General features: G+C 69.4%; 11 protein-coding genes and 1 tRNA gene. 9 read left to right on the top strand and 3 right to left on the bottom strand.

Annotation, left to right across the window (positions count from 1 at the left end; genetic code table 11):
- The first annotated feature begins 14 nt into the window (after positions 1-14).
- Positions 15-2,174, top strand: coding sequence for a 4-alpha-glucanotransferase (gene malQ / locus HNR28_RS01515; RefSeq protein ID WP_184142458.1), 2,160 nt, complete (start codon positions 15-17; stop codon positions 2,172-2,174).
- A complete protein-coding gene (locus tag HNR28_RS01510; protein ID WP_151025400.1) occupies positions 2,171-3,283 on the top strand; it encodes a DNA topoisomerase IB in 1,113 nt (370 codons plus the stop codon). The genes malQ and HNR28_RS01510 overlap by 4 nt, the downstream gene beginning before the upstream one ends.
- Here the strand turns inward: HNR28_RS01510 and HNR28_RS01505 are convergent.
- A tRNA-Leu gene (locus HNR28_RS01505) sits at positions 3,262-3,346 on the bottom strand. The genes HNR28_RS01510 and HNR28_RS01505 overlap by 22 nt on opposite strands.
- 112 nt (positions 3,347-3,458) lie before the next feature.
- On the opposite strand from HNR28_RS01505, the gene tig reads away from it, so the two are divergent.
- From tig to lon, 4 genes are all read left to right on the top strand, one after another.
- A complete protein-coding gene (gene tig / locus HNR28_RS01500; protein ID WP_043682932.1) occupies positions 3,459-4,769 on the top strand; it encodes a trigger factor in 1,311 nt (436 codons plus the stop codon).
- A gap of 1 nt (position 4,770) precedes the next feature.
- Positions 4,771-5,430, top strand: a complete 660-nt coding sequence (gene clpP, locus HNR28_RS01495; protein WP_043682930.1) for an ATP-dependent Clp endopeptidase proteolytic subunit ClpP — start codon at positions 4,771-4,773, stop codon at positions 5,428-5,430.
- A 10-nt stretch (positions 5,431-5,440) separates the two neighbouring features.
- Positions 5,441-6,733 carry an ATP-dependent Clp protease ATP-binding subunit ClpX gene (clpX, locus tag HNR28_RS01490; protein WP_043682927.1) on the top strand — a complete coding sequence of 431 codons (1,293 nt, stop codon included), beginning with the start codon at positions 5,441-5,443 and terminating at the stop codon, positions 6,731-6,733.
- 235 nt (positions 6,734-6,968) lie between these two features.
- Positions 6,969-9,428: an endopeptidase La gene (gene lon, locus HNR28_RS01485; protein WP_151025399.1), complete on the top strand. Its 2,460-nt coding sequence runs from the start codon at positions 6,969-6,971 to the stop codon at positions 9,426-9,428.
- 186 nt (positions 9,429-9,614) lie between these two features.
- Here lon and lexA read toward each other — a convergent pair whose 3' ends face one another.
- A complete protein-coding gene (gene lexA / locus HNR28_RS01480; protein WP_184142455.1) occupies positions 9,615-10,394 on the bottom strand; it encodes a transcriptional repressor LexA in 780 nt (259 codons plus the stop codon).
- A 164-nt stretch (positions 10,395-10,558) separates the two neighbouring features.
- Positions 10,559-11,764, bottom strand: coding sequence for an amino acid aminotransferase (locus tag HNR28_RS01475; RefSeq protein WP_151025031.1), 1,206 nt, complete (start codon positions 11,762-11,764; stop codon positions 10,559-10,561).
- Between the two features lie 178 nt (positions 11,765-11,942).
- On the opposite strand from HNR28_RS01475, the gene uvrB reads away from it, so the two are divergent.
- From uvrB to iscR, 3 genes are all read left to right on the top strand, one after another.
- Complete coding sequence (gene uvrB, locus HNR28_RS01470; RefSeq protein WP_151025030.1) at positions 11,943-13,994, top strand: excinuclease ABC subunit UvrB; 2,052 nt, start codon at positions 11,943-11,945, stop codon at positions 13,992-13,994.
- A 216-nt stretch (positions 13,995-14,210) separates the two neighbouring features.
- Positions 14,211-14,702: a low molecular weight protein-tyrosine-phosphatase gene (locus HNR28_RS01465; protein WP_043686878.1), complete on the top strand. Its 492-nt coding sequence runs from the start codon at positions 14,211-14,213 to the stop codon at positions 14,700-14,702.
- 371 nt (positions 14,703-15,073) lie between these two features.
- Positions 15,074-15,595 (top strand): Fe-S cluster assembly transcriptional regulator IscR, encoded by a 522-nt coding sequence (gene iscR / locus HNR28_RS01460; RefSeq protein ID WP_043682914.1) that lies wholly within the window; start codon positions 15,074-15,076, stop codon positions 15,593-15,595.
- Positions 15,596-15,606 lie beyond the last annotated feature (11 nt).

The raw sequence follows: 15,606 nt of genomic DNA, 5'->3' as shown, positions 1-15,606 counted from the left end.
ACCGGAAGGCGGCCATGAGCCGGCACGCCGGCGGCCCCGGCGGCGCCGCGGGGGACGGGCTGTCCGCGCTGGCGGCGCGGGCCGGCCTGCAGGAGTGCTGGACCGATGCGGCCGGCGCGGCGCGGCGCGTGTCGCCGGATACCTTGCGCGCGCTGCTGCGCTCGATGGGCCTGCCCTGCGCCACCGCGGCGGACATCCGCGACAGCCGCGCGGCGGTGGAGGCGCCGGCGATTCCGGGCCTGCCGGCGCTGCGGGTCGGGCGTGCCGGCGGCAGGCTCTTCCTGCCCGGCCTGCCGCCGGGAGACTGCCTGCTGGAAGCGGAGGGCGGCGGCGCGCCGCCGCACGCCGTGCGCCTGGCCGGCGGCCCGTCCGGCGCCTGGCTGCGCGCGCCCCTGCAGCCGGGATACTATCGCCTGCTGCCGCGCGGCGGCGAGCCCGTGCGCCTGGCCATCGCGCCGCGCGGCGCCGACACCGTCGCCGGCCGGATGATCGGGCGGGGCGACCGGCTGTGGGGCGCGATGGCCCAGATCTACAGCCTGCGCAGCGCCGGGGGCGATCCCCTGGCGTCCACCTGGGGATACGGCGACTTCGGCGCGGTCCGGCGGCTGGCGCAGCAGCTTGCCCGGGAAGGCGCGGACGCCCTGATGCTCAGCCCGGCCCATGCGATGTTCAGCGCCGACCCGGCGGCCTGCAGTCCTTACGGCCCGTCGAACCGGCTGTTCCTGAACGCCGCCTACGCCGCGCCCGCCGACGTGCTGGGCGAGGACGCGGTCCGCGCGGCGATGCGGTCCCTGGGTCCGGTGGACTGGGCCGCGCTGGACGCGCCCGATCGGATCGACTGGCCCCGGGCGGCCGCCGTCCGGATGCGCCTGCTGCGCCGGCTGCACGCGGCGCTGCCGCGGCTCGGCGAAGGCGTCCGGCGCGACTACCGGTGTTTCGTCGCCGGCGAGGGCCAGCCGCTGAAGGATCACGCGGTGTTCGAGTGCCTGCAGGCCGATCCCGCGATCGCCGCGGATGAGCGGGGGCGTCCGCTGCCCTGGACCCGGTGGGGCGCGTGCTGGCGCGACGCGCGCGCGCCCGGGGTGCGCGCCTACGCCCGCGCGCACGCCCGCGAGGTCGATTTCCACTGTTTCCTCCAGTGGCTGGCCGCGGCCAGCCTGCGCGGCGCTCACCATGCGGCGCGCGGCGCCGGCATGCGCATCGGCCTGATGGCGGACCTCGCGGTGGGCACCAGCCCGGCCGGGAGCCAGGCGTGGAGCCAGGCCGGCCACCTGCTGGAGGGCGTGTCGATCGGCGCGCCGCCGGATCTCTACAGTCCCCTGGGCCAGAACTGGCATCTGACGGCCTTCTCTCCGCACGCCTTGCGGGCCGGGGCGCAGGAGCCCTTCCTGGCCGTGCTGCGCGCCGGCCTCGCGCACGTCGGCGGCCTGCGCATCGACCACGTCGCGGGGTTCGAGCGGATATGGGTCATCCCCGAAGGGGCCGGCGCCGCGGAGGGCGCCTACCTGCGGATGCCGGCGCGGGAGCTCCTGGCGCTCACGGCGCTGGAAGCCTGGCGTCGCCAGGCCCTGGTCGTCGGCGAAAACCTGGGCACCGTCCCGGCCGGCCTGGATGCGGCCCTTGAACGGAACGGAATCCTGGGCATGGACGTGCTCTGGTTCATGCGGCAGCCGGCGCCGCGGCGGGCACCGGCGCCCTTCCTGCCCGCGTCGCACTGGCCGCCCGCCGCGGCGGCGATGGCCACCACGCACGATCTGCCCACGCTCGCCGGATGGTGGCAGGGGGTCGATATCGACCAGCGCGAGCAGGCGCGGCTGCTGGGGCCGGGCGAGACCGCTTCGGCGCTGCGCCTGCGGCGCGCGCAGGAACGCGCGCAGCTGTGGACGTGCGTGGCCGGGTCGGGCGCCGCCGCCGTGCCGCCGCGCCGCGCGCCCATCGCCGCGATGCTGGGCTTCGTCGCCGCGGCGCCGTGTCCGCTCGTGCTGACGACGCTCGAAGACCTTGCGGGCGTGCTGGAGGCGCCCAACGTGCCGGGCACCGTGGACGAGTTCCCCAATTGGCGCCGCCGTCTGCCGGAGGACGCGGCGCGGGCCTGCATGTCGCCGGCGTGGCGCGAGCGGCTCGATGCCATCCGGCGCGCGCGCGGGCCGGGGCGCGCGCCGACACCGACATGACGCCCAGGACACCCCGGAGGGCGCCCGCGGCGCCCCGGGCCGCGCTCGCCTGCACCGGGGACCACGAGCCCGGCTACCGCCGGGAACGCGACCGGCACGGCGGTTTCCGCTACCGGGACCGCGACGGGCGGCTGGTGCGCCACCCGGCCGTCCTGGCGCGCATCCGGGCCCTGGCGATTCCGCCCGCTTACGAGGACGTCTGGATCTGCGCGCGCGCCGACGGCCATCTGCAGGCCACCGGACGGGATGCGCGGGGCCGGAAGCAGTACATCTACCATCCCGACTGGACCGCGCGGCGCGGCCGGCACAAATTCGACCAGCTCGCCGGCTTCGGCGCCGCGCTGGTGCGGATCCGGCGGCGGGTCCGCCGCGACCTGCGCCTGCCGGGCCTGCCCAGGGAGCGGATCCTCGCCCTGGCGGTGGCGCTGCTGGACGGCACGCTCATCCGGATCGGCAGCGCGCGCTATGCGCGCGGCAACGGCAGCTACGGCCTGACGACGCTCACCCGGCGCCACGCCACCGTCTCGGGCGCGAAGATCCGCCTGCGGTTCCGCGGCAAGAGCGGCGTCGATCAGGACGTCACGGTGGTCGACCGCAGGCTGGCGCGGCTGGTGCGCCGCTGCCTGGACCTGCCCGGGCAGCGGCTGTTCAAGTATCATGGCGAGCGCGGCGCGTTCCACCGGGTCGATTCCGCGGCGGTCAACGCCTACCTGCGCGAGATCGCGGGCCGCGACGTCAGCGCCAAGCACTTCAGGACCTGGGGCGGGTCGGTGATGGCCCTGGACCTGCTGAGCCGGGCGGAGGATGGGGACGGGGATGGCGGCCGGCCGCGGGAACGCGAACGCCGGGTGAACGAGGCCATGAAATCCGTGGCCCGCCGCCTGGGAAACACCGCGACGGTCTGCCTCGCATGCTATGTGCACCCGGCCGTGGTGTCGGCGTACCTGGACGGCGCGATCCCGGCGCGCGGGCCCGCACCGCCCGGCCCGCGCGGGCTGAGCGCGGCGGAACGCCGCCTGCTGGCGTTTCTTGCGCGGGATTCGGGGGCTGATGCGCAGCGTCCACACGGACGAAGGCTCCGGTCCGGTGGTGCGAACGGAGAGACTTGAACTCTCATGCCTTGCGGCGCCAGAACCTAAATCTGGTGCGTCTACCAATTCCGCCACGTTCGCCAGGCAAGCCGGCCATTATAGCGTGGTTTGACGGGGCTTCCCGGGTTTCTACGAGGCGCTCCACTTTCCGCTAAAATACCCCGTTTACTATTCATCTTTCAATAGGTTCCGAATGCAGCCCATGGTTGAAAAATTGTCCGGCCTGGAGCGCCGCGTTGATCTGACCGTCTCGGTCGCCGACATCGAAAAGGAAGTCCAGGCGCAGCTCAAGCGCGTCGCCCGGACGGCGAAGGTGCAGGGCTTCCGCCCCGGCAAGGCGCCCCTGTCGGTGATCGAGCGCAGCCACGGCCCGTCGGTCCGCTACGACGTGATCAACACCCAGATCGGCAAGTCGCTGGACAAGGTCATCCAGGACGCGAACCTGCGCGTGGCCGGCACCCCCAGCCTGGAACCCAAGGTCGAAGGCGCCGAGGACGGCGTGATGGCGTTTTCCGCCACCTTCGAGGTCTATCCCGACATCCAGCTGCCGGACCTGTCCTCCCTGAAGATCACCCGCAACACCGTCGAGGTGGGCGAAGCCGAAGTGCAGAAGACCCTCGACATCCTGCGCCGCCAGCGCACGGTCTTCAAGCCGGCGGCCGACCGCGCCGCCCAGAGCGGCGACCGCGTCACCCTGGACTTCACCGGCACCATCGACGGCGTGGCCTTCGAGGGCGGCAGCGCCCAGGACTTCCCCTTCGTGCTGGGCCAGGGCCGCATGCTGCCCGAGTTCGAGGCCGCCGCCACCGGCCTGAAGGCCGGCGAGACCAAGACCTTCCCGCTGGCCTTCCCGGAAGACTACGGCAGCCCCGCCGTGGCCGGCAAGCAGGCTGAATTCACCATCACCGTGAAGGAAGTCGCCGAGCCCGAACTGCCCGAACTCGACGCCGACTTCGCCCGCGCCCTGGGCCAGGCCGAAGGCGACGTGGACGCCCTGCTGGCCGACGTGCGCGCCAACGTGGAACGCGAGGCCCAGGCCCGCGCCAAGAACCGCACCAAGGCCAGCGTCATGGACGCCCTGGCCGCCGCCTGCGACTTCGACCTGCCCAAGGCCCTGGTGGACAACGAGATCGCCAACCGCACGGCCGCCGCGCGTGAGGAACTCAAGCAGCGCGGCCTGCCCAACGCCGACAGCATCCCCATCCCGGAAGACACCTTCCGCGCGGAAGCCGAGCGCCGCGTGCGCCTGGGCCTGCTGGTGGCCGAGCTCATCAAGTCCGCCGACCTCAAGGCCAGGCCCGAGCAGGTCCGCGCCCGCATCGAGGAATTCGCCAAGAGCTACGAGCAGCCCGCCCAGGTCGTCGCCTACTACCTGTCCGACCGCCAGCGCCGCGCCGAGATCGAATCGCTGGTCCTGGAAGACAACCTTGTCGAGCACGTCCTGGCGTCCGCCCAGGTCACCGACGAAGCCGTCGATTTCGATACTCTGATGGGTGCCCGCTGACATGAACCGGTTCACCGATTTCTACGCGTCGATGTACGGCGGGGACTCGGTCGTCCCCACCGGCCTGGGCTACGTGCCCATCGTGATCGAGCAGTCCGGCCGCGGCGAACGGTCCTACGACATCTATTCGCGCCTGTTGCGCGAGCGGGTGATCTTCTTCGTGGGCCCGGTCAACGACCAGTCGGCCAACCTGGTCGTGGCGCAGCTGCTGTTCCTGGAATCGGAGAACCCCGACAAGGACATCTCGCTCTACATCAATTCCCCGGGCGGCTCGGTCTACGCCGGCATGGCGATCTTCGACACCATGCAGTTCGTCAAGCCCGAGGTCTCCACCCTGTGCACCGGCCTGGCCGCGAGCATGGGTGCGTTCCTGCTGGCCGCCGGGGCCAAGGGCAAGCGCTACGCGCTGCCCAATTCCCGCATCATGATCCACCAGCCTTCGGGCGGCGCGCAGGGCCAGGCCTCGGACATCCAGATCCAGGCCAAGGAAATCCTCAGCCTGCGCGAACGCCTGAACGGCATCCTGGCCGAGCGCACCGGCCAGGACATCGAGCGCATCGCCGTGGACACCGAACGCGACAACTTCATGTCCGCCGACGATGCGCGGGAATACGGACTGATCGACAAGGTACTGGTTTCGCGCACCGACGAAGCCAAGTGATTGGATAGCCATGACCGAAAAAAAGGGATCCAGCGAGGACAAGGCGCTGCATTGCTCCTTCTGCAACAAAAGCCAGCACGAAGTCCACAAGCTGATCGCCGGGCCTTCCGTCTTCATCTGCGATGAATGCATCAGCCTGTGCAACGACATCATCCGCGAGGAGTCCCAGGACGCGGCGCGGGCCGCCGTGCGCAAGGAACTGCCCACGCCGCAGGAAATCAAGTCCTTCCTGGACGGCTACGTCATCGGCCAGGAAACGCCCAAGCGCAACCTGGCGGTGGCGGTCTACAACCACTACAAGCGCATCCGCTACCAGGACGCCAAGGACGGCGACGTCGAGCTGTCCAAGAGCAACATCCTGCTGATCGGGCCGACCGGCTCGGGCAAGACCCTGCTCGCCCAGACCCTGGCGCGCATGCTGGACGTGCCCTTCGTGATGGCCGACGCCACCACCCTGACGGAAGCCGGCTACGTTGGCGAGGACGTCGAGAACATCATCCAGAAGCTGCTGCAGAACTGCAACTACGAAGTCGAGAAGGCCCAGCGCGCCATCGTCTACATCGACGAGATCGACAAGATCGCGCGCAAGTCCGACAACCCGTCCATCACCCGCGACGTCTCGGGCGAGGGCGTGCAGCAGGCCCTGCTGAAGCTCATCGAAGGCACGGTCGCCTCGGTGCCGCCGCAGGGCGGGCGCAAGCACCCGAACCAGGACTTCGTCCAGGTGGACACCACCAACATCCTGTTCATCGTGGGCGGCGCCTTCGACGGCCTGGAAAAGATCATCCGCGATCGCAGCGAACGCTCCGGCATCGGCTTCGCCGCCACGGTGCGCGCGCGCTCCGAGCGGGGCGTGGGCGAACTGTTCGCCGAGGTCGAACCGGAAGACCTGATCAAGTTCGGCCTGATCCCGGAACTGGTCGGCCGCCTGCCGGTGGTCGCCACCCTGGAGGAACTGAGCGAGGACACGCTGGTGCGCATCCTCACCGAGCCGCGCAACGCCGTGGTCAAGCAGTTCCAGAAGCTGTTCGAGATGGAGGACGTCGCGCTGGAAGTGACGCCCGAGGCCCTGACGGCGATCGCCCGCCGGGCCATCAAGCGCCGCACCGGCGCCCGCGGCCTGCGCTCCATCATCGAGCAGGCGCTGCTGGGCACCATGTACGAACTGCCTTCGCGCCAGGACATCAACCGCGTGGTCCTGGAAAAGGACGCCGTCGAAGGCCTGACCTCGCCGACGCTCATCAAGGGCCCCCGGCCCGACCGCCACGCCGAAGACAAGCCCCTGCGCTCGGCCGCCGCCTGAGCGCGGCCCGGACCCCGCCCTTCGTTCTTCCCGCCGGAAGGGCGGCCGGCGCCGCGCCCATCTTCCGGGCGGGGGCGTTTCGCGCCCGCCGGACGGCCGGTTCCCGTATACTGGCAGTGTGCCCCCAGCTCTTGAAAAGCGTCTGTACGGCACCATATTCATCAGCAGGCACAATACGAAAAAGGAAGCCCGCGCTTCCTTTTTCTTTCAGATTCAATAGTTTGAGGAATCAACCATGTCTGCTAGCCAGATTCTGACCCAGGAACCTGTGGAACTGCCGCTGCTGCCGCTGCGCGACGTCGTGGTCTTTCCGCACATGGTCATCCCCCTGTTCGTGGGGCGGCCGCGTTCCATCAAGGCGCTCGAGCTGGCGATGGAAGCCGGCAGCAGCGTGATGCTGGTGGCCCAGAAGTCCGCCGGCAAGGACGAGCCCACGCCCGACGACCTGTACGAGATCGGCTGCGCGGCCAACATCCTGCAGATGCTGAAGCTGCCCGACGGCACCGTCAAGGTGCTGGTCGAAGGGCTGCAGCGCGCCCGCGTCCATGAAGTCACCGACGCCGAAACGCATTTCGCGGCGCGCGTCTCGGGCATCGACGAAGACCAGTCCGACCAGGCCGAGGCCGAGGCCCTGCGCCGCGCCGTCGTGGCCCAGTTCGAGCAGTACGTCAAGCTCAACAAGAAGATCCCGCAGGAAATCCTGACCTCGCTGGCCGGGATCGAGGACGCCGGCCGCCTGGCCGACACCATCGCCGCCCATCTGCCCCTGAAGATCGAGCAGAAGCAGTCCCTGCTCGACATGCCCGGCGCCGCGCGCCGCCTGGAAGCCCTGCTCGCCCAGCTGGAATCGGAAATCGAGATCCTGCAGGTCGAGAAGCGCATCCGCGGCCGCGTCAAGAAGCAGATGGAAAAGAGCCAGCGCGACTACTACCTGAACGAGCAGGTCAAGGCCATCCAGAAGGAACTGGGCGAGGGCGAGGAAGGCGCCGACATCGAAGAGCTCGAACGCCGGATCGCGGCCGCGCACCTGCCCAAGGAAGCCCGCAAGAAGGCCGACGCCGAGCTGAAGAAGCTCAAGCTGATGTCGCCCATGTCGGCCGAGGCCACCGTGGTGCGCAACTACATCGACACGCTGCTGGGCCTGCCGTGGCGCAAGAAGAGCCGCGTCAACAACTCCCTGAAGAACGCCGAGGAAGTCCTCGACGCCGACCACTACGGCCTGGAAAAGGTCAAGGAGCGCATCGTCGAGTACCTGGCGGTGCAGCAGCGCGTGGACAAGCTCAAGGCGCCGATCCTGTGCCTGGTCGGGCCCCCGGGCGTGGGCAAGACCTCGCTGGGCCAGTCCGTGGCCCGCGCCACCAACCGCAAATTCGTGCGCATGGCGCTGGGCGGCGTGCGCGACGAGGCCGAGATCCGCGGCCACCGGCGCACCTACATCGGCTCCATGCCCGGCAAGATCCTGCAGAACATGGCCAAGGTGGGCGTGCGCAATCCGCTGTTCCTGCTCGACGAGATCGACAAGCTGGGCGCGGATTTCCGCGGCGACCCGTCCTCGGCCCTGCTCGAAGTGCTCGATCCGGAACAGAACCACACCTTCCAGGACCACTACATCGAGGTCGATTTCGACCTGTCGGACGTGATGTTCGTGGCCACCAGCAACACGCTGAACATTCCGCCGGCCCTGCTGGACCGGATGGAAGTCATCCGCCTGTCGGGCTACACGGAAGACGAGAAGGTCCACATCGCCTTCGATCACCTGCTGCCCAAGCTGATGAAGAACAACGGCGTCAAGGAAGGCGAGCTGAGCATCTCCGAAAACGCGGTCCGCGACATCGTGCGCTACTACACGCGCGAGGCCGGGGTGCGCGCGCTGGAACGCGAGATCTCCAAGATCTGCCGCAAGGCCGTCAAGCGCCTGCTGAGCGCCGGTGCCGAGGGCCGTGAGCTGAAGCATGCCGACGGCCAGGCCGCGATCGTGGTGGATTCCTCCAACCTGAACGACTTCCTGGGGGTGCGCCGCTTCAATTTCGGCGTGGCCGAAAAGGAAGACAAGATCGGCCAGGTCACCGGCCTGGCCTGGACGGAAGTCGGCGGCGACCTGCTGACCATCGAGGCGGCGGACATGCCGGGCAAGGGCGTGGTCCTGCGTACGGGTTCGCTGGGCGACGTGATGAAGGAATCGGTCGAGGCCGCCCGCACGGTGGTGCGCGCCCGCGCCCGCAAGTGGGGTATCGCCGATCAGGCCTTCGAGAAGCGCGACCTGCACATCCACTTCCCGGAAGGCGCCACGCCCAAGGACGGCCCCTCGGCCGGGGCCGCCATCACCACGGCCATGGTGTCGGCGCTGACCGGCATCCCGGTGCGCGCCGACGTGGCCATGACGGGCGAGATCACCCTGCGTGGCGAGATCCTGGAAATCGGCGGCCTGAAGGAAAAGCTGCTGGCGGCGCATCGCGGCGGCATCAAGACCGTGATGATCCCGGAGGAAAACGTCAAGGACCTGGCGGAAATCCCGGACAACGTGAAAAACCACCTGGAGATCATCCCGGTGCGCTGGATCGACCGGGTGCTGGAAGTCGCCCTGCAGCGCATGCCCGTGCCCCTGTCGGACGAGGAAGTCGCCCGCCTGGCGGCCGAGGCGGTCGCCGCCGCCAAGCCGGCGGAAGCCGGCGGCAGCGGGGTGATGAAGCACTGAGGCGAACCTGGCCCCGGGCCGGTCCCCGTTCGGACCGGCCCGAGCCCGGCGGATCGGAACGGCTTCCCCTCCGTGCGCGGCGCGGTTCAGCGGCCGCAGAAGGGCCGGCGAAACGACCAAGGGCTCCCCGAAAGGGAGCCCTTGCCGCTTCTGGCCCGGATGAGCGCAGGGGAGCGCCGGCGTTTTTCAGTGCAGCGCGGTGGTGCGGATCAGGCCGACGGCGATGCCTTCGATGGCGAAGTCGTCGCCCGGACCCACGTCGATGGGCTGGAAGTCGGGGTTTTCGGGCAGCAGCCGGATGCGGCGGCCCTGGTGGTCCAGCCGCTTGACGGTGACGTCGTCGCCCAGGCGGGCCACCACGATCTGGCCATGGCGCGCCTGGGGCGTGCTGCGCACGGCCAGCAGGTCGCCATCGAGGATGCCGGCGTCGCGCATGCTGCTGCCGCGCACGCGCAGCAGGTAGTCGGGCGCGGACTCGAACAGGTGGGGGGCCAGCGGGATTTCGCGTTCGATGTGTTCGGCCGCCAGGATGGGGCTGCCGGCGGCGACGCGGCCGACCAGCGGCACCAGGCGGCTGTCGGACGGCGCGAGCCAGACCGGGGCGCCGGGCAGGGGGCCGGGCAATGCGCCAGGCGGCGCGCCGGACGGGGCATGGAGCCCGTGGGCCGGGCCGGCGCCGGCGGGGATGCCGTCCGGCGCGGGGCGGATAGCGGCGGGCGCGCCCGCCGGATCGACGTCGGGGCTGCGGGCCTGCTCCGTGAGCTGGATGCCGCGCGAGGTGGCCGCCGACAGGCGGATGTAGCCCTTGCGCTCCAGCGCGCGCAGGTGGTCTTCGGCCGCGTTGGCCGAGCGGAACCCCAGCTGGCGGGCGATTTCGGCCCGGGTGGGAGGGCGGCCGGCCTGCTGGATGGATTGCCGGATGAGGTCCAGGATCTGGGACTGCCGGGCGGTGAGTTTCAGGGCCATGACGCGCTACTGGATGGAAACACAGCCCGTATTGTGACCGAAGGGCGCGCGCCGCGCAAGCGGCAGGACGGCCGTCCTGAAACGGCGGCGGGGCCCCGCAAGAGGCCCCGTCGTGCGCCCTATCGCGGCGCGGGCGGGCGGGTCAGTGCCCGATCACGCCTTGATCATGCCTTGATCACGCGGGCGATCGCCTCGGCCACGTAGTCGATGTTGCCGCTGTTCAGGGCGGCCACGCAGATGCGGCCGCTGCCCACGGCGTAGATGCCGAATTCCTCGCGCAGGCGCTCCACCTGGTCCTTGGTGAGGCCGGAGTACGAGAACATGCCGCGCTGCGCCTTGACGAAGCTGAAGTCCTGGCTCACGCCCTGGGCCTGGATCTTTTCGACCAGCTGGTGGCGCATGGCGCGGATGCGGTCGCGCATGCTGGCCAGTTCCTCGGCCCACAGCGCGTACAGCTCGGGCGTGTTCAGCACGGTCGAGACCAGGGCGCCGCCGTGGGTGGGCGGATTGGAGTAGTTGGTGCGGATGACGCGCTTCAACTGGCTGAGCACGCGCGTGCTTTCCTCGTCGCCGCCGGTGACCAGCGTCAGGGCGCCGACGCGCTCGCCGTACAGCGAGAAGGACTTGGAGAACGAGGAGCTGATGAACATGGTCATGCCCAGGTCCGCGAACAGGCGCACCACGGCGGCGTCTTCCTCGATGCCGGCGCCGAAGCCCTGGTAGGCGATGTCCAGGAAGGGCACCAGCTGGCCGGCCTGCAGCGTGCGGGCGATGTCCTGCCATTGTTCCAGGGTGGGATCGACGCCCGTGGGATTGTGGCAGCAGGCGTGCAGCACCACGATGGTGCCGGCGGGCAGGGCGCGCAGCGAGGCCAGCATGCCGTCGAAATTCAGCCCATGGGTGGCGGCGTCGTAGTAGTCGTAGCTGACGACCGGGAAGCCGGCGGCGGCGAACAGGGCCTGGTGGTTGGCCCAGCTGGGGTTGCTGATGGCGACCTGGGCGTTCGGCAGGATCTGCTTGAGGAAGTCGGCGCCGACCTTCAGCGCGCCGGTGCCGCCCAGGGTCTGGACCGTCAGCGAGCGGTGCTCGGCGATCAGGGGCGAGCCGGCGCCCAGGAGCAGGGCGCGGGCGCCGTTGTTGTAGCCGGGAATGCCGTCGATCGGCAGGTAGTTGCGCGGCTCGGCCTGCTCGAACAGGCGGGCCTCGGCCTGGCGGACGGCCTTCAGCAGCGGGATGCGGCCCGCGTCGTCGTAGTAGACGCCGACGCCGAGATTGACCTTGGTGGGCCGGGTGTCGGCCTTGAATTGTTCGTTCAGGCCCAGGATGGGGTCGCGCGGAGCGAGTTCGACGGATGCGAAGATGGAGGACATGGGATTCCGTAGGGACAAGGGGAAAGGTCTGGAGACGCCATGCACCGGTCCGCCCGTCCGCCGGCCATCCCGGCAAGGAGCGCGTCGGACGTGGGGAGACTGATGCAAAGGATTCCTTGGTCGCGAAGGCCAACGATGAGATAATAAGGGGTTTACCCGAATAGTGTCCAGGCGAACCATGGAGAGCCGCGCAAATACCCCGGACCCGGTGGAGGACTCGCCGGGTTTCGTGCATTTTCCAGACAGTCCGTTTCAGCTTTTCCAGCCCTATCCGCCCGCCGGCGACCAGCCGGCCGCGATCGACACGCTGGAGGAGGGCGTGCGCGATGGGCTCATGTGCCAGACGCTCCTGGGGGTGACGGGCTCGGGCAAGACCTACACCATGGCCAACCTGATCGCCCGCACCGGGCGGCCGGCCATCGTGCTGGCGCCCAACAAGACTCTGGCCGCCCAGCTCTACGCCGAGATGCGCGAATTCTTCCCGCGCAACGCGGTGGAATACTTCGTGTCCTACTACGATTACTACCAGCCCGAGGCCTACGTGCCCTCGCGCGACCTGTTCATCGAGAAGGACTCGTCCATCAACGAGCACATCGAGCAGATGCGCCTGTCGGCCACCAAGAGCCTGCTGGAGCGCCCCGACACCATCATCGTGGGCACGGTGTCCTGCATCTACGGCATCGGCAACCCGGGCGACTACCACGCCATGGTGCTGACGCTGCGCACGGGCGACCGGATCGGCCGCCAGGAAATCCTGGCGCGGCTGGTGTCCATGCAGTACGAGCGCAACGACACGGAATTCTCCCGCGGGACCTTCCGGGCGCGCGGCGAGGTGATCGACGTCTTCCCGGCCGAGCACGCCGAGCATGCCTTGCGCATCACGCTGTTCGACGACGAGATCGAGTCCCTGGACCTGTTCGATCCCCTGACGGGCAAGCCGGTGCAGAGCCTGGTGCGTTTCACGATCTTTCCCAGTTCGCACTACGTGACGCCGCGCGAGACCGTGCTGCGCGCCATCGATACGATCAAGGACGAACTGCGCGAGCGCCTGGCCGAACTGACGGCGGCGGGCCGGCTGGTCGAGGCCCAGCGGCTGGAGCAGCGCACCCGCTTCGATCTGGAGATGCTGCAGGAACTGGGATTCTGCAAGGGCATCGAGAACTATTCCCGCCACCTGTCGGGCGCCCTGCCGGGCGAGCCGCCGCCCACGCTGATCGACTACCTGCCGGCCAACGCCCTGATGTTCATCGACGAGAGCCACGTCACCATCGGCCAGCTGGGCGGCATGTACCGGGGCGACCGCTCGCGCAAGGAAACCCTGGTCCAGTTCGGCTTCCGCCTGCCATCGGCGCTGGACAACCGGCCCCTGCGGCTGGAGGAATTCGAGGCGCGCATGCCGCAGTGCGTGTTCGTCTCCGCCACGCCGGGGCCCTACGAGGCCGCGCACGCGGACCAGGTGGTCGAGCAGGTGGTGCGCCCGACCGGCCTGGTGGACCCGGAGGTCGAGCTGCGCCCGGCCGCCACCCAGGTCGACGATCTGCTGGGCGAGGCCAAGCTGCGCATCGCGCGCCACGAGCGGGTGCTGGTCACCACGCTGACCAAGCGCATGGCCGAGGACCTGACCGAATACCTGGGGGAAAACGGCCTCAAGGTGCGCTACCTGCATTCGGACATCGACACGGTGGAGCGCGTCGAGATCATCCGCGACCTGCGCCTGGGCGCCTTCGACGTGCTGGTCGGGATCAACCTGCTGCGCGAGGGCCTGGACATTCCGGAAGTCTCGCTGGTGGCGATCCTGGACGCCGACAAGGAAGGCTTTCTGCGTTCCGAGCGCAGCCTGATCCAGACGATCGGCCGCGCGGCGCGCAACCTGAACGGGCGCGCCATCCTGTATGCGGACCGGGTGACCGATTCCATGCGCCGGGCCATGGACGAGACGGCCCGCCGCCGGGAAAAGCAGCAGGCCTTCAACATCGAGCACGGCATCACGGCCCGCGGCGTCAGCAAGGCGGTGCGCGACCTGATCGACGGGGTGTCCGCGGCGGCGGCCGCGGCGCCGGTCGCGGCGGGCTACGACGAATCGGCCCTGCACGACGAAAAGTCCCTGGCGCGGGAGATCCGCCGCCTGGAGCAGCGCATGAACGAGCACGCCCGCAACCTGGAGTTCGAGCAGGCGGCCTCGGTGCGCGACGCCCTGCGCGCCCTGAAGGCCCGCGCGCTGATGGAGTGACGCCCGGCGCCCGAATGCGCCGGCGGCGCCGGGCCTGGCCTCGTCCCCGGTTTCGCGCGGACGGCGCCGGGTCTCCCGTCCGCCCGTCGCGGGCCGGCCTGTTGCGGGCCGGCCTGTTGCGGGGCCGCTTCGGAAGTGCTTCAAGTGTCAGGTTTTTTTGCGGTTTTCCACAGAAAATGCTTGCCTATTTCCGGGTTTTCCCGCACACTTTCATTCATCATGCATAAGGTACTTTTTGTCTGTACGGGCAATATCTGCCGCTCCCCCACCGCCCAGGGCGTGTTCCAGCACCTCGTCGACGAGGCCGGGCTGTCCGATGCGATCGCCGTCGATTCCGCCGCGACCCACCACTTCCACGTGGGCGAGGCGCCGGATGCGCGCGCCCAGACGGCCGCGCGCAAGCGCGGCTACGATCTGTCGGGGCTGGTGGCCCGGCAGGTCCGCGCCGATGATTTCCGCGACGCCGACCTGATCCTGGCCATGGACTGGGAAAACCTGTCCGCGCTGCAGCAGCAATGCCCCAAGGTCTACCAGCACAAGCTCATGCTGCTGATGCGCTTCTCGAACGAATTCGAGGAAGCCACGGTGCCCGATCCCTACTACGGTGGTCCCGAAGGCTTCAACAAGGTCCTGGACTACATCGAAGACTCCTGCCAGGGCGTCCTCGAACTGGTGCGCAAGCGCGCGCTGCAATACCAGGCCGCCTGAGGATCCTTCCCTTCCATGCCGGGGCGCCTGCGGGCGCCCTTCGCATTCATGGGCGCGGGCCCGCGGGCCTGCGGTTCCCGGCATGCGGTTCCGGGCGTCAAATTTCCGGCGGCGCGGCTCTGCGGGCGTGACCGTTTCCGGAGGCGAAGGCTTGGGGTGGGCCCGTGTGCGGGCAGGCTCGCGGTGCGGAGGTCCGGGGCGCGACCTCGGCCGATGACCACTGCGGACAGTGGGAATTGACAACCATCAAGTTCCGCTGATTTTCCCGATCTAAAACCGAGTATTTTAGTCGGGTAAAAGGGTACACTTGACTCAAATAGTCGGGTATTAGAGTTGCCCGGAAATTTTCCGCACCCACAGAGGACTTCACCATGCGTTTGACGACCAAGGGACGTTTCGCCGTCACGGCAATGATCGATCTGGCCCTGCGCCATCACAGCGGCCCGGTCACGCTGGCCGCCATCAGCGCGCGCCAGAACATTTCCCTGTCCTACCTGGAGCAGCTGTTCGGCAAGCTGCGCCGGCACGAGCTGGTCGACAGCGTGCGCGGCCCGGGGGGCGGCTACACGCTGGCCCGGCATGCGCGCGACGTCTCCGTGGCGGACATCATCTTCGCCGTGGACGAGCCGCTGGACGCCACCAGCTGCGGCGGCAAGGAAAACTGCGACATCGGCCGCAACGGCCACAGCGGCAAGTGCATGACCCACGACCTGTGGGCGACTTTGAGTCGTAAAATGCTGGAATACCTGGACTCGGTCTCGCTGCAGGACCTGGTCGACCAGCAGCGGCTGCGCGAATGGCAGGAATCCGGCCACATGCGCAACGGCCGCCCGACGATCCCGATCACGCCGGTGGCGGCCGACTCCCGGGTCCAGGAGCCCGTATCGGCCTGATTTCCCGGAGT

Origin of the sequence: Castellaniella defragrans (assembly GCF_014203015.1) — a bacterium.
GTDB classification, from domain to species: Bacteria; Pseudomonadota; Gammaproteobacteria; order Burkholderiales; family Burkholderiaceae_B; genus Castellaniella; species Castellaniella defragrans.
This window is presented reverse-complemented; position numbering and strand designations above follow the sequence as displayed.

What these genes read in the sequence shown, in the direction of transcription:
- clpP (WP_043682930.1), top strand. Translation starts at nt 4,771, where the DNA reads ATGAACCGGTTCACCGATTTCTACGCGTCGATGTACGGCGGGGACTCG.
- HNR28_RS01475 (WP_151025031.1), bottom strand. Translation starts at nt 11,764, where the DNA reads ATGTCCTCCATCTTCGCATCCGTCGAACTCGCTCCGCGCGACCCCATC.
- iscR (WP_043682914.1), top strand. Translation starts at nt 15,074, where the DNA reads ATGCGTTTGACGACCAAGGGACGTTTCGCCGTCACGGCAATGATCGAT.
- uvrB (WP_151025030.1), top strand. Translation starts at nt 11,943, where the DNA reads ATGGAGAGCCGCGCAAATACCCCGGACCCGGTGGAGGACTCGCCGGGT.
- HNR28_RS01510 (WP_151025400.1), top strand. Translation starts at nt 2,171, where the DNA reads ATGACGCCCAGGACACCCCGGAGGGCGCCCGCGGCGCCCCGGGCCGCG.
- malQ (WP_184142458.1), top strand. Translation starts at nt 15, where the DNA reads ATGAGCCGGCACGCCGGCGGCCCCGGCGGCGCCGCGGGGGACGGGCTG.
- lexA (WP_184142455.1), bottom strand. Translation starts at nt 10,394, where the DNA reads ATGGCCCTGAAACTCACCGCCCGGCAGTCCCAGATCCTGGACCTCATC.
- tig (WP_043682932.1), top strand. Translation starts at nt 3,459, where the DNA reads ATGCAGCCCATGGTTGAAAAATTGTCCGGCCTGGAGCGCCGCGTTGAT.
- clpX (WP_043682927.1), top strand. Translation starts at nt 5,441, where the DNA reads ATGACCGAAAAAAAGGGATCCAGCGAGGACAAGGCGCTGCATTGCTCC.
- lon (WP_151025399.1), top strand. Translation starts at nt 6,969, where the DNA reads ATGTCTGCTAGCCAGATTCTGACCCAGGAACCTGTGGAACTGCCGCTG.